Source organism: Actinoplanes sichuanensis (genome assembly GCF_033097365.1).
Lineage (GTDB): Bacteria > Actinomycetota > Actinomycetes > Mycobacteriales > Micromonosporaceae > Actinoplanes > Actinoplanes sichuanensis.
In genome coordinates, this window is record NZ_AP028461.1 from 10586793 (window position 1) to 10599467 (window position 12675).

Annotated in this window: 15 protein-coding genes; 6 read left to right on the forward strand and 9 right to left on the reverse strand. The window is 71.4% G+C overall.

Annotation, left to right across the window (positions count from 1 at the left end):
* Positions 1-84 precede the first annotated feature (84 nt).
* From Q0Z83_RS48780 to Q0Z83_RS48790, 3 genes are all read left to right on the forward strand, one after another.
* The gene (locus Q0Z83_RS48780; protein WP_317790401.1) at positions 85-1263 is read left to right on the forward strand and encodes an ROK family transcriptional regulator; all 1179 of its coding nucleotides are present in this window, start codon (positions 85-87) and stop codon (positions 1261-1263) included.
* Between the two features lie 115 nt (positions 1264-1378).
* Positions 1379-2254, forward strand: a complete 876-nt coding sequence (locus Q0Z83_RS48785) for an ABC transporter ATP-binding protein (RefSeq protein WP_378078776.1) — start codon at positions 1379-1381, stop codon at positions 2252-2254.
* On the forward strand, positions 2254-3147 hold the full coding sequence (locus Q0Z83_RS48790; RefSeq protein WP_378078777.1) for a ribokinase: 894 nt from the start codon (positions 2254-2256) through the stop codon (positions 3145-3147). The genes Q0Z83_RS48785 and Q0Z83_RS48790 overlap by 1 nt, the downstream gene beginning before the upstream one ends.
* 75 nt (positions 3148-3222) lie before the next feature.
* Here Q0Z83_RS48790 and Q0Z83_RS48795 read toward each other — a convergent pair whose 3' ends face one another.
* Genes Q0Z83_RS48795 through Q0Z83_RS48820 form a run of 6 tightly spaced genes read right to left on the reverse strand, consistent with a single transcriptional unit; the run spans position 3223 to position 7143 of the window.
* Positions 3223-4245 carry a methyl-accepting chemotaxis protein gene (locus Q0Z83_RS48795; RefSeq protein ID WP_317790403.1) on the reverse strand — a complete coding sequence of 341 codons (1023 nt, stop codon included), beginning with the start codon at positions 4243-4245 and terminating at the stop codon, positions 3223-3225.
* A complete protein-coding gene (locus Q0Z83_RS48800; RefSeq protein WP_317790404.1) occupies positions 4242-4784 on the reverse strand; it encodes a PAS domain-containing protein in 543 nt (180 codons plus the stop codon). Before Q0Z83_RS48800 ends, Q0Z83_RS48795 begins: the two co-directional genes overlap by 4 nt.
* A gap of 36 nt (positions 4785-4820) precedes the next feature.
* Entirely contained in the window at positions 4821-5741 is a 921-nt protein-coding gene (locus Q0Z83_RS48805) for a methyl-accepting chemotaxis protein (RefSeq protein WP_317790405.1), read from the reverse strand.
* Positions 5738-6280, reverse strand: coding sequence for a PAS domain-containing protein (locus Q0Z83_RS48810; RefSeq protein WP_317790406.1), 543 nt, complete (start codon positions 6278-6280; stop codon positions 5738-5740). The genes Q0Z83_RS48805 and Q0Z83_RS48810 overlap by 4 nt, the downstream gene beginning before the upstream one ends.
* Positions 6281-6331: 51 nt before the next feature.
* Positions 6332-6685: a DoxX family protein gene (locus Q0Z83_RS48815; protein ID WP_317790407.1), complete on the reverse strand. Its 354-nt coding sequence runs from the start codon at positions 6683-6685 to the stop codon at positions 6332-6334.
* A complete protein-coding gene (locus Q0Z83_RS48820) occupies positions 6682-7143 on the reverse strand; it encodes a DUF6232 family protein (protein WP_317790408.1) in 462 nt (153 codons plus the stop codon). The genes Q0Z83_RS48815 and Q0Z83_RS48820 overlap by 4 nt, the downstream gene beginning before the upstream one ends.
* Positions 7144-7237: 94 nt before the next feature.
* Here Q0Z83_RS48820 and Q0Z83_RS48825 point away from each other — a divergent pair, with 94 nt between their 5' ends.
* Both Q0Z83_RS48825 and Q0Z83_RS48830 read left to right on the forward strand, forming a co-directional pair.
* Positions 7238-8011: an enoyl-CoA hydratase/isomerase family protein gene (locus Q0Z83_RS48825; protein ID WP_317797333.1), complete on the forward strand. Its 774-nt coding sequence runs from the start codon at positions 7238-7240 to the stop codon at positions 8009-8011.
* Between the two features lie 42 nt (positions 8012-8053).
* A complete protein-coding gene (locus tag Q0Z83_RS48830) occupies positions 8054-10333 on the forward strand; it encodes an Hsp70 family protein (protein WP_317790409.1) in 2280 nt (759 codons plus the stop codon).
* Between the two features lie 37 nt (positions 10334-10370).
* On the opposite strand, the gene Q0Z83_RS48835 is transcribed toward Q0Z83_RS48830, so the two are convergent.
* Genes Q0Z83_RS48835 through Q0Z83_RS48845 form a run of 3 tightly spaced genes read right to left on the reverse strand, consistent with a single transcriptional unit; the run spans position 10371 to position 11476 of the window.
* Entirely contained in the window at positions 10371-10709 is a 339-nt protein-coding gene (locus Q0Z83_RS48835; RefSeq protein ID WP_317790410.1) for a PLDc N-terminal domain-containing protein, read from the reverse strand.
* 38 nt (positions 10710-10747) lie between these two features.
* Positions 10748-11101 carry a DUF202 domain-containing protein gene (locus Q0Z83_RS48840; protein ID WP_317790411.1) on the reverse strand — a complete coding sequence of 118 codons (354 nt, stop codon included), beginning with the start codon at positions 11099-11101 and terminating at the stop codon, positions 10748-10750.
* Positions 11102-11476: a YidH family protein gene (locus Q0Z83_RS48845; protein WP_317790412.1), complete on the reverse strand. Its 375-nt coding sequence runs from the start codon at positions 11474-11476 to the stop codon at positions 11102-11104.
* A gap of 412 nt (positions 11477-11888) precedes the next feature.
* Here Q0Z83_RS48845 and Q0Z83_RS48850 point away from each other — a divergent pair, with 412 nt between their 5' ends.
* The gene (locus Q0Z83_RS48850) at positions 11889-12665 is read left to right on the forward strand and encodes an electron transfer flavoprotein subunit beta/FixA family protein (RefSeq protein WP_317790413.1); all 777 of its coding nucleotides are present in this window, start codon (positions 11889-11891) and stop codon (positions 12663-12665) included.
* The last annotated feature ends 10 nt before the right edge of the window (positions 12666-12675 follow it).

Sequence of the window (12675 nt, forward strand, 5' to 3'; positions counted from 1 at the left end):
TCATTGCCTACCGTTACGCTGCGGCTGCGTGTCGTGCGTCGACACTGTAACAGGAAAGAATCCTTAGTATTAGGGGACTACGTTATGGCCGCCACTCGCCTTCCGGGCACGCCCCGGTTGCTGCGCGCTCTCAACGACCGCGCCGCGCTGGACCTGCTGCTCACTCGAGGTCCGCTCACCCGGGCCCAGCTCGGCGAGATGACCGGCCTCAGCAAAGTCACCGCCTCCCAGCTGGTGGAACGCCTGGAGGAACGCGGACTGGTCCGCCGGGTCGGCGAGCAGGCCGGTGGCCGCGGGCCGAACGCGCAGCTCTACGCGGTCACCCCGGGCAGCGCCCACGTGATCGGTGCCGAGGTCGGGCCGGACGGTGTGGTCGCCGCCTGCGCCGACATCACCGGCACCGTGATCAGCCGGGTCGAGCAGAGCACCAAGGACACCGACGATCCGGTCGGCGTCGTACACAACGCCGTGGTCCAGGCCGCCGGTGAGGCCGGCGCCGACATGTCCTCGGTCCGCCGTGTCGTGCTCGGCACCCCGGGCCTGGTCGACCCGCAGTCGGGGGAGATCTCGTTCGCCCACGACCTGCCCCGCTGGCACCGTGGCCTGCTCGCCGACCTGCGCCGCGACCTGAACATCCCGGTCTTCTTCGGCAACGACGTCAACCTGGCCGCGGTGGCCGAGTCGAGCACCGGCGCCGCTACCGGTGTGACCGATTTCGCTCTGGTCTGGATCGGCCGCGGCGTCGGTCTCGCCACGGTCATCAACGGCCGTCTTCACCAGGGCGCCACCGGCGCCGCCGGTGAGATCGGCTACCTGCCGGTCGGTGGCGCCGAGGTGCCGCACAACGCGTCCCGTCGTGGAGTGAAGGGCGCCTTCCAGGCGATCGCCGGCGCCGACGCCGTCAAGGCCATCGGCAAGCAGTTCGGCTTCCGAGGTGCCGAGGCCGCCGATGTGGTCCGCGCCGCCGTCGCGGCCGGCCCGGCCGGTGAACCGGTCCTCGACGAGCTGGCCCGCCGACTGGCGCTCGGTGTGGCCGCCACCTGCGCGGTCCTCGACCCGCCGTTGGTCGTGCTGGCCGGCGAGGTCAGCCGGGCCGGCGGCCCCGCTCTCGCCGACCGGGTGGAACGCGAGGTCGCCGCGATCACCCTGGTCTCGCCCAAGGTCGTGGTCACCGGCGTCGCCTCCGAGCCGGTCCTGCACGGCGCCCTGCGTACGGCCCTCGACGCCGTCCGCGACGAGGTCTTCGGCTCGACCACCGACTGAGCCGTTCGTCCGGGCTGTCGGACGGGTCCGGGGCCGGCCGCCGGGTTTTCCGGCCGGGTGTGAGGGCTGTCGGAGAAGGGCTGGGACAGCACTGGGGACCAGCTGGTTCACCCCGGTGGGGCGGGTCACCGGCACGCCGTCCGGTCGCCGAGGGCGGACGTGGTTGGATGGACGCGTGCGCGAGGCTGCCGTATCGATTCCGCCCGACGAGGACATCGTCATCGCCTTCGACCGCGTCAACGTGGTGCGTGGTGGCAACTACCTGATCCGCGACCTGTCCTGGCAGGTCGAGCTGGACGAGCGGTGGGTGGTGCTCGGCCCGAACGGCGCGGGCAAGACCACTCTGCTCAACCTGGCGTCGGCCCGGATGCACCCGACACGCGGTAACGCGTACGTCCTGGGTGAGAAATTGGGCCGGACCGACGTGACCGAGCTGCGGACCCGGGTGGGCATCACCACCGGCCGGTTCGCCGACCAGGTGCCGCCGTCCGAGCGGGTGCTCGACGTGGTGGTGACCGCCGCGTGGTCGGTGGTCGGCCGTTGGCGGGAGAGCTACGACCCGCAGGACGAGGCGCGCGCCCGGGAGCTGCTCGACCAGCTCGGCATCGGTGCGTTCGCCGACCGCGAGTTCGGCACCCTGTCCGAGGGGGAGCGCAAGCGCACCCAGATCGCCCGCGCCCTGATGACCGACCCCGAGCTGATGCTGCTCGACGAGCCGACCGCCGGTCTCGACCTGGGCGGCCGGGAGACGCTGATCGGCCACCTCACCGAGCTGGCCCTGGACCCCGACGCCCCGGCCATGGTGCTGGTCACCCACCACGTCGAGGAGATCCCGCCGGGCTTCACCCACGGCCTGCTGCTGCGCGAGGGCACAGTGGTCGCGGCGGGTCTGCTCGGCGAGGTGATGACCGCGGAGAACCTGACGAAGACCTTCGGCCTGCCGCTGATCGTCGACCGGTTCGGCGACCGGTTCACGGCTCGGGCCGGCTGATGGCCACCCGGGTCGTCGTCGCGGGCAGCGCGAACATGGACCTGGTCGGGCTGGCACCGAGCCTCCCTCGGCCGGGGGAGACCGTGCTCGGCGACGATTTCGTGATGACGCCCGGTGGCAAGGGTTCCAACCAGGCGATCGCGGCCGCGCTGGCCGGCGGCGAGACGGTCTTTCTCGGCGCCATCGGCTCCGACGCCTTCGGCGTCACCCTCAACGCACGGTTGGCGGCGGCCGGCGTGGGCGTCGATCTGGTACGGACCAGCTACGGCTCGTCCGGTGTAGCGGTGATCATGGTGGACCGGGCCGGGGAGAACTCCATCCTGGTCAGCCCGGGCGCGAACCGTACCTTCGTCGGTCTCACCGACGAGGAGTCGGCCGCCGTCGCCGCCGCCGACGTGCTGCTCTGCCAGCAGGAGATCCCGATGGCCACCGTGCTGGCCGCGCTGAAGGCCGGTCGGGCCGCCGGGACCAGGACCATCCTGAACGCGGCACCCGCCCGGGTGCTGCCGCCCGGCCTGCTCGACGAGGTGGACCTGCTGGTCGTCAACGAGACCGAGGCCCGGGCCATCACCGGCGGCGACGAGCCGGACGTCAGGGCGCTGCTGGCCCTGGTGCCCCGGGTGGTGCTGACGCTCAGCGGCAACGGCTCCCGCTACGCCGACCGGGACGGCGCCGACGTGCATGTGCCCGCGTTCCGGGTGGAGGTCGCCGACACCACGGCGGCCGGTGACGCGTTCACCGGCGCGCTGGCGGTGGCCTGGGGCGAGGGCCGCGACCTGATCGACGCCGTTCGCTGGGCCAATGCCGCCGGTGCGGTCTGCGTCCGCCGAGTCGGCGCCAGCAACGCGCTCCCGGCCCGGGCCGACATCGAAGCCCTGTACGCCCAGCCCTGACCCCGGGCTGGTCGCGGGTGCTGTTTCGGTGGTCTTGGGGCAGCCCTGATGGCCGGCCGGATCTACGGGGACCGGTCAGGTTCGGGCTGCGGTCAGGAAGCGCTGGACCTCGGTTCGGAGGATGGCGGCCAGTTCGGAGAGGCCGGTGATCTCGCTCTCGGTGTCGCCGTCTACCGCGGCCGCGATGCCGTCGATCAGGCCGCTCATCTCGCGGATCCGGTCGGTCACCGCGCGTAGGACCCGGACCGCGTCCTCGGAGGCCAACTGAACCGCGTCCACCTGGTCGATGATCTCGCCGCTGGATTCGCCGGTCTCGTTGGCCAGGGTCTTCACCTCGTTGGCGACCACACTGAACCCGCGTCCGGCGGCACCGGCCCGGGCCGCCTCGATGGAGGCGTTCAGGGACAGCAGTTGGGTCTGCATGGCCACCCGGTTGATCAGGTCGACGGCGTTGCGGATCTGACCGGACGCACGGCGCAGGTCGTTGACGGTGCCGAGACCGCGTTCGGCGTCGCTGACCGCGGCCCGGGCGAACCCGGCCAGTCCGTTCGCCGACCGCCCCATCTCACCGGCCGCGGCGGCGATTCGCTCGGAGAGGGCCAGCACCGCCGACTCCAACTCGTCGGCGAAGGCGATCCGGGACTCGGCGGCCGCGGTGATCTGCTCGGCGTTGCGGCTCATCGCGTCGCCGGAGCGGCCGATCTCCTCGGCCGCCCGGCGGTACGCCCCACCCATCCCCCCGGCCAGGAACCGCCGATAGAAGTGCCCGGCCGCACCGGCCGCGGACGCCGCACCCGCCTCCCGGACGAACGCGTCGGTGCGGTCCAGCAATTCGTTGATCGCCAGGCGGGCCTCGATCTCGGCATCCGAGTCGCCGAGCCGGGGCACCCGCGCTTCGAAATCCCCACTCGCGGCCCGCCGACAGACGTCCGCGATCGCATACATCGCCTCGTCGTCACCGCCCCCGGCGATGGAGGGGTTGCCGGTTCTGGTGGTGGAGAGGCTGCCGGTCGCCGTGGAGGAGCGACCGCCGCTCTCGGAAGGACGGCCGGAAGCGCGGTCCGCGCCGGTCGCGGCCCGGGCGGTCGTCGGGGTCATCGGGTTCCTCCGGCGGACAGGTCCCAGACCAGTTCGTCGTACGTGCGCCCGCGCTCGGCCAGGACCTGCTGGAGTGCGGTGTACCCGGCGATGACCGCGTCCTGCGGGCGGGGATGACGGCCCTCGGCGGTCCGCAGCACCCGGTACAGGTCGTCGGCGGCGGCGACCGCGTCCCGGGACGGGACCCGCCGGTTGGAGTGGTAGCCGACCACTCGACCGGAGTCGTCGAATGACGGCGTGACGTGCGCGAACACCCAGTAGTGGGCGCCGTCGGCGGCCAGGTTCACCACGTACGCGAAGATCTCCCGCCGGTCCTTGAGGGTGTCCCAGAGGAGTTTGAACACGGCCCGGGGCATGTCCGGGTGGCGGATCAGGTTGTGCGGTCGACCGACCGCGTCGTCCTCGTCGAGGGCGGAGATGCGCAGGAAGACATCGTTGGCGTAGGTGATGGCACCCCGCGGATCGGTCTTCGTGACGATCAGCTCACCTTCGCTGAAGGTGCGTTCGCGACCGGTGGGCCGTACCCGAGTGGTTTTCATGATGATGTTAATTTTGCAGGTTTAAAGCCGTAAAAATCATGAATCGCGGATCGTCGTCACGAATCGCGAAACCTCGGCCCGGAGCACTTCGGCGAGCTGGGACAACCCGGCGTTGTCGGTGTGCCGGCTGCCGTCGACGGCCTGTGCGATGCCCTCAACCAGCTCGCTCATCTCGCGGATCCGGTTGGTCACCGCCTCCAGTACGGCGATCGCGTCGGCCGCCGACTGCTGCACCGTGTTGACCTGGTTCATGATCTGCTCGCTGGAGGAGCTGGTCTCGTTTGCGAGGTTCTTCACCTCGTTGGCGACCACGCCGAAGCCGCGCCCGGCCGAACCGGCGCGGGCCGCCTCGATCGTCGCGTTCAGGGCGAGCAGTCGGGTCTGCGCGGCCACCTGGTTGATCAGGTCGACGGCGTGCCGGATCTCGTCCGACGAGGTACGCAACGACGACACCGTGCCCAGGCCGCGTTCGGCGTCGGTGACCGCGACCCGGGCGAAGTCGGCGAGCCCGTTCGCCGACCGGCCCATCTCGGTGGCCGCCGTGGCGACCTGTTCGGAAACGGTCAGCACCGCCGACTCCAACTCGTCGGCGAGCGCCTGCCGCTGCCGGGCCGCCTCCGCGAACTGGGCCGCGGTCCGGCTCATCACCTGGTTGGAGTGGGTGATCTTCTCGGCCGCCGCCCGGTACACACCGTCCAGTCCCTGGGTCAGGAACCGCCTGTGGAACCGCCCCTCGGAGGCGGCCGCCGACGCGGCACCGGCCTCCCGGACGAACGCGTCCACATGATCGAGCAGCCCGTTGATCGCCGTCCGGATCCGGGCCGCCCGCTCCGAGCCGCCGATCACCGGCACACGGGCCTCCAGATCGCCGCTGAGGGCACGTTCACACACATCGGTGACCAGGTGTACCGCCTGATCGATGGCGGCCGCGTCGACCGTCTCCGGCTTGGCCCTCATGCGCCGCCGCCGTCGGTGATCCGCCACACCAGCTCGTCGTAGGTGAGCCCGCGCTCGTCGAGCATCCCCTGCAGCGCGGCCACCCCGGCGGCGACCGCGTCCGGGGTACGGGACTGTCGTCGCTCCTCGGTCAGGATCCGGCCGTACACCTCCCGGATCGCGGTGATCGACGACTGGGCCGGGCGACGCCGGTTGGAGTGGTAGCCGAGTAGCCGCCCGGACCTGTCGAACGAGGGCGTGACATGCGCGAACACCCAGTAGTGGGCACCGTCGGCCGCCAGGTTCAGGACGTACGCGAAGATCTCCTGCCGCTGTTCCAGGGTGTCCCAGAGGAGTTTGAACACGGCCCGAGGCATGTCCGGATGCCGGATCAGGTTGTGCGGACTACCCACCGCCTGCGCCTCCGACAGGGCGGAGACCCGCAGAAAGACGTCATTGGCGTACGTGATGACTCCGCGCGGATCGGTCTTGGACACGATCAGTTCGTTCTCGCCGAACGTGCGCTCGACTCCGGTGGGCCGTACCTCGGTGGCTTTCATGATGCCCTGATCGTCGCCAATCAGGGCTTTTTGCACCGGCGAATGCCTGAATCAGCGGGCCACTCGCAGCGCCCACGCGATCAACGGGGCTTGCAGGGGCAGCCGCCCGAACGCGACGGCTCGTTTCGCCGGAGACGCGTGCCGCCAGTCGGCGGCCATCTTCACGTTCGCCGGGAACACCGCGACGAACAGGGCCGCCGCGGCCAGCCCGCCCGCCCGACGGGTCCGGGGGTGCGCGACCGCGGCGGCCACCGCCAGTTCGGCGACCCCGCTCAGATACGTCCACGTGCGTGGCGACCCGGGCAGGGACCGCGGCACGATGCCGTCGAACGGTTTCGGCGCCAGGAAATGCAGCACCCCCGTGGTGGCCAGCAGCCCGGCCAGCCCGGCCGCGTCCTTACTCACCGACGCACCGCCGGCTCGAGGGCCCGCTGGAGCGCCCGGTAGATGCGGCCGAACCGCTGCGCGTTGTCGGTGCGCATCAGCAGGACGTCACCGCCCCGGACCCGGCCCCAGATCTCCAGGGTGCGGGTGCCGCGGTCGTACGACCTGTCGACGCTCTCCAGGATCAGGTCGGCGACCGGCACCACGGCCAGGCCGACCAGGATGCCGCCGACGACCATGGCCACCGTGGTGCCCAGTGGCATGTCCAGCAGCAGGGCCACCGTGACGGCGAGCGCGCCCACCAGCAGCGGCAGCAGCACGGCCAGGCCGAGAGCGCCGCGCCAGGCGATGACGCCCCAGGAGCGGGCGCCCTTCGTGTACCAGACCTGAATCAGCTCGGGTAGCCGGAACTCGTTGCCGTTCATCCAGACGCCGGACGATGTGATCAGCACTTCCGGATCCCGGTAGTACGTGGTCATCTTCTTCCTCCCCAGGGGACCCAATGTAATGCCTACCCGTCGTAGGCTGGCGGCGAAACGACTCGATGACAGGGAGGTCCGGGTGGGCGAGCGGCTGGGCGAGTTCGTGCGGCTCGAAGTGACGGACGGCATCGGCACGATCCGGCTCGAACGGCCACCGGTGAATGCGCTGAACACCCAGGTCCAGGAGGAGTTGCGGGCCGCCGCGCACGCTGCCGAGGCGGACGCCTCGGTGCGGGCGGTGGTCGTGCACGGCGCCGGGAGGCACTTCGCGGCGGGCGCCGACATCAACGAGTTCACCAGCGTGACGTACCAGGAGATGGTGGCCCGGGTGCACGCGCTCTCCGGCGCCTTCGACGCGGTCGCCAGGATCCCCAAGCCGGTCGTCGCCGCGATCACCGGCTTCGCCCTCGGCGGCGGCTGCGAGCTGGCCCTGGCCTGCGACTGGCGGGTGATCGCCGACGACGCGAAACTCGGCCAGCCGGAGATCAAGCTCGGTCTCATCCCGGGAGCCGGCGGCACCCAGCGGCTGGCCCGGCTGATCGGCCCGGCCAAGGCCAAGGATCTGATCTTCTCGGGTCGGATGGTCGACAGTGACGAGGCGCTGCGGATCGGCCTGGCCGACCGGGTGGTCCCGGCCGCCGAGGTGTACACCACAGCCGTCGACCTGGTCCGGCAGTACACGACCGGCCCGGCCCTGGCCCTCCGCGCGGCGAAACAGGCGGTCGACGGGGGGCTGAGCGTCGATCTGGCCTCCGGCCTGGCGCTCGAGTCGCACCTGTTCGCGGGGCTCTTCGCCACCGACGATCGGCTCGAAGGGACTACCGCGTTCGTCGAGAAGCGCGCACCTGAGTTCACCGGACGGTAGTGGATCGCTCGGATGCGGGCAGTCATTGCCTAGACTGCGGACATGCCCATCGACCAGGGTGGTCCGAAGCGGTACGCCCTCGGCGTCGACTTCGGCACCTCCAACACCGTCGCCGTGGCGCGATGGCCGGACGGCCGCGCCCGGCCGATCCTGGTCGACGGTTCCCCGCTGCTGCCGTCCGCCGTCTTCGCCGACTCGGAGGGCAACCTGCTCGTCGGGCGGGACGCGGTGCACAGCGCCCGGCTCGACCCGGCGAAGTTCGAGCCCAACCCGAAACGCCGCGTCGACGACGGCCTGGTGCTGCTCGGCGAGCGTGAGTTCGAGACCGTCGAGCTGATCGCGGCGGTCCTGGCCCGGGTCGCCGAGGAGTGGCACCGGGCGGTCGGACCGTACCGTCCGGAGGTCACCCTCACCTGCCCGGCCACCTGGGGCGCGACCCGCCGCACGCTGCTGGCCGACGCCGCCGCCCGGGCCGGGCTGGAGGGCGCCCGCCTGGTCGCCGAGCCGGTCGCCGCGGCCACCTACTTCGCCGAGGTCCTCGGACGCGACGTGCCGATCGGCTCGGTCGTGATGGTGCACGACTTCGGGGCCGGCACCTTCGACACCAGCGTGGTCGCCCGGACCGCCACCGGGTTCGAGGTGCTCGCCGTCGACGGCCGCGACGACCTCGGCGGCCTGGACGTGGACGCCGCGATCGTCGAGCATCTGCGCACCGACGAGTGGGCCCGCCTGATGGAGCCGGCCACCGTCGAGGAGCGCCGCGCCCGCCGCCAGCTCTGGGACGATGTGCGGATCGCCAAGGAGCGGCTCTCCCGCGCGCAGTCCGCCGACTTCGTGGTGCCGCTGCTCGACGTCGAGGCGCACCTGACCCGCGAGGAACTGGAGACGGTCGCCCGGCCGGTGCTGGAGCAGACGGTTCAGATCACGCAAAATCTCCTGCGCTTGTCCGATCTTCCGGAGGGCCGGCTGGCCGGGGTGTTCCTGGTCGGCGGGGCCAGCCGGATCCCGCTGGTGGCCACTCTGCTGCACCGTGCCCTCGGCGACCCGCCGGTGGTCATCGAGCAGCCCGAGCTGGTCGTCGCGGAGGGCAGCATCCTGGCCGGCGCGGCCCTGCTCACCACCGAGCCGGCGGCGCCCGGGCCGACCGGGGAACTGCGTCTGCCGTCGAAGTATCTGCCGGTCACGACCGAGGGGGAGCCGTCCGGCGAGCACCCGGCGCCGGTGGCTGACCGGCCGACCGTGGTGGCCGCCAAGCAGCTGCTGGACGACCGGCCCACGGTGGTCGCCGCGAGATCGGTGCCGGCCGACCGGCCGACCGTCGTCGCGGGCAAGCCGCTACTCGACGACCGGCCGACGGTGATCGCCGGGAAGCTTCCGTCGGACGACCGGCCGACGATGGTGGCCGGGAAGCTTCCGTCGGACGACCGGCCGACGATGGTGGCCGGCAAGCTTCCGCTGGACGACCGGCCGACGATGGTGGCCGGGAAGCTTCCGGTCGACGACCGGGCCACGGTGGTCGCGTCGAAGGCGGAGATCGAGGCGGACCGGCCGACCGCGCTGGTGGACAAGCCGCTCCCGCTGCCCGCGACCACGCCGGTACCGGCCGTGCCGTCCCAGCAGACTCCGGCCGATGCCGCGAGCCCCGCCCCGCCGACCGACGACACGATCAAGTCGCCGGCCCGGACCGTTCCGGCGCAGGCGACTCCGGTCGGTGAGAACGACGTCGAGGCGCTGCCGAAACGACAGCCCGGGCCGCCCTCCCGCCCGAACTCCGAGCAGAGCTCCGGACCCGGGCGTGGTCCCGGTCGTCCGTCTCGGCCATCGGCCCCGGACAGCCCGCCGCACCTGCGCCCGCCGGTCGACCCGTGGCCGCACGCCGCCTCGGTGACCTGGCGTCCTGATCCGGACGCGACAGTCGCCACCAGCCCTCCGGAGTATGAGAGCCGGACGCCCGTACCACCGCAGCGGAAACCCGGACCACCGCAGCGTCCGCAGCGTGCCCAGCAACCTGTGGTGATCCATTCCCGGCCGGTCTCGCCGGCGGTCGGCTCGGCCCGGCCGGTCTCGCCGCCGCAGCCGTCGCGGGCGACGGCCGCCGTGCCGCAGCCGCAGCCGCACCAACCGGAACCGGCGCTGGTCCGCCGGCCGCGCAAACGTGGCCGGCTGCGGCGCACGCTACAGATCCTGGCCAGTCTCCTGGTGATGATCACGGTGCCGGTCACGGCGCTGATCCTCGCCTACGGGTACCGCAATGGCCTGTCGTTCGAGCAGGACGCGGTGAATGTGTTCCGGGACATCGCGGAGCTGGTCGGTCTCCGTTGAACCGGAGCCGCCACGCCGGGCGTGGCGGGACCGCGAGTCATGGGCGGTCGCCCTGCTCGTCGTCCTGATGTAGCTCGCGCTCCCACTGGGCGAGCTGCTCACGGTCGCGACGGGCCTGGTCGTCGCCGCCCATCGAACGCAGGAAGTCCGGATCGTCGTCGGGTGAGGCCGGGCGCCGGGACTGCCGGCCGGTCCGGTCGATGGGGCGGCCCGCGACGAGGTAGACGATCGGGCCGGCGATCGGTAGCAGCAGGACCACCAGGACCCAGACGGCGCGGGGCGCGTTACGCACCCGATCGGCCGACAGGACGCTGATGAGAGCCAGGACGAGCAGCACGAGCGCCGCCCCGGCCAGGAGGATGAACAACCGGACCATGCCGCAATGATGCCTCTCCCGCGCCGGGACGGCGACGATCAGAGCATGACAACCCAACAGCCGAGCACCGCCAGGGCGGCGACCAGGACGGCGTAGGCCCGGATCGCCCGTGGCGCCGGACCGGGGAACCGGGTCCGTAGCTCGGCCGCCCGGTGCAGGGCGATGCCGATCACCGCGGCCCAGGTGACCATCGCGGCGGCGGCGACGAGCCACTCGGCCGGGCCCGCGCCGGGCCGGAACGCCGGTCGGATCGCGAGCAACCCCACCGCTGCCGCCGACAGCCCGGTCCGCCGCCAGGCGAGCCGGGTCCGCACGGCCGAGGCACCCGGGTCACGGCGCACCTCCGCACACGCCCCCGGATCCCGGACGTGCTCGGGGCAGGGCCCGCTCACTCAGAACACCTGGATCAGGACCGCGATGATGATCACCACAGCGCCGGCCGCCACCGCGATCGCCAGCACCGCCGGGAACCGGGACCGGGGCAGATCGGTGCCCAGCCGCATGGCCCGCTCGGTGCGCACCCAGTGATCGACGGCCCGTAGCGCCACCAGACCGCCGAGCACCAGCAGCAGGATCGCGATGATCTCCCGCAGGTGGGCGACCGGCAGCGGCGGCAGGAACTGTGCACAGGCCAGGCCACCGGCGATCAGGGCCAGGCCGGTGCGGATCCAGGCCAGGAAGGTCCGCTCGTTGGCGAGCGAGAAACGGTAGTCGGGCGTCTTTCCGGTCTGTGACGAGTCGAACCATTGCCTCAACTGACCGAACACGCTGCCGATTATTGACCTAATGGGTCAAGAAGGTGGTGCCAGAGATTGCGGACTTCGTCACTCACGCAGGCCTCCCGGGGCCGTCCGCACCGGCACCACGGAGAGTCGGGGCCCGCTCGACCATGGGACTGCGGCTCCAGATGATCGGGGCGTGGGGGAGTATGGGTCGTGGCTGGGCTCATGCCCTCCACAAGTGAGACGTTTTGACCGGACATGTCTGACACCTCCTCATCGCCCACTGTAGCGATCGAGATCGCCACGCGGGTGAGGTGTGTCACTCTGGGTGGCCGGCAACAGTGAAGCTACTGGCGGGTAACCTGGCTGACATGTCCGCCGCCCCGGCATCGTTCCGGCGCCAAGGACAGGGTCGACCGCAACGGTGCGTTCAATACAGGAGGGTCGTAGGAGCGCGATGAACATCGTCGTACTGGTGAAGCAGGTACCCGACTCCGGTGCCGAGCGCACCCTGAGCTCTGATTTCTCGGTGGACCGGGCCTCGTCGAGCAATGTCATCAACGAGATGGACGAGTACGCCATCGAGGAAGCGCTGAAGATCAAAGAGGCGCACGGTGGCGAGGTGACCGTCCTGACCGTCGGTCCGGCGGGCGCGACCGACTCCATCCGCAAGGCCCTCTCCATGGGACCCGACAAGGCCGTCCACGTTCAGGACGACGCCCTGCACGGTTCCTGCGCGGTCGCCACGTCCAAGGTGCTCGCCGCCGCGCTGCGCACGCTGAACGCCGACCTGATCATCAGTGGCGCCGAGTCCACCGACGGCCGGGTCCAGGTGGTTCCGCACATGCTGGCCGAGCTGCTCGGGGTGGCCGCGCTGACCGGCGCCCGCAAGCTCACCGTGGACGGTTCGCAGTTGACCGTCGAGCGGCAGACCGACGAGGGGTACGAGGTCGTCACGGCCGCGACCCCGGCGATCGTGAGTGTGTGGGACACCATCAACGAGCCGCGGTACCCGTCCTTCAAGGGCATCATGGCCGCCAAGAAGAAGCCGGTGCAGAGCCTGTCCCTCGGTGACCTGGGCATCGCCGGTGACGAGGTCGGCTCGGCCGGCGCGACCAGCCAGGTGCTGGAGTTCACCAAGCGCCCGGCGCGGACCGGTGGCGCCAAGGTCGTCGACGAGGGCAACGGTGGCGAGCAGCTCGTCTCGTACCTCGCCACCGAGAAGTTCGTCTGAGCCCGAGGGG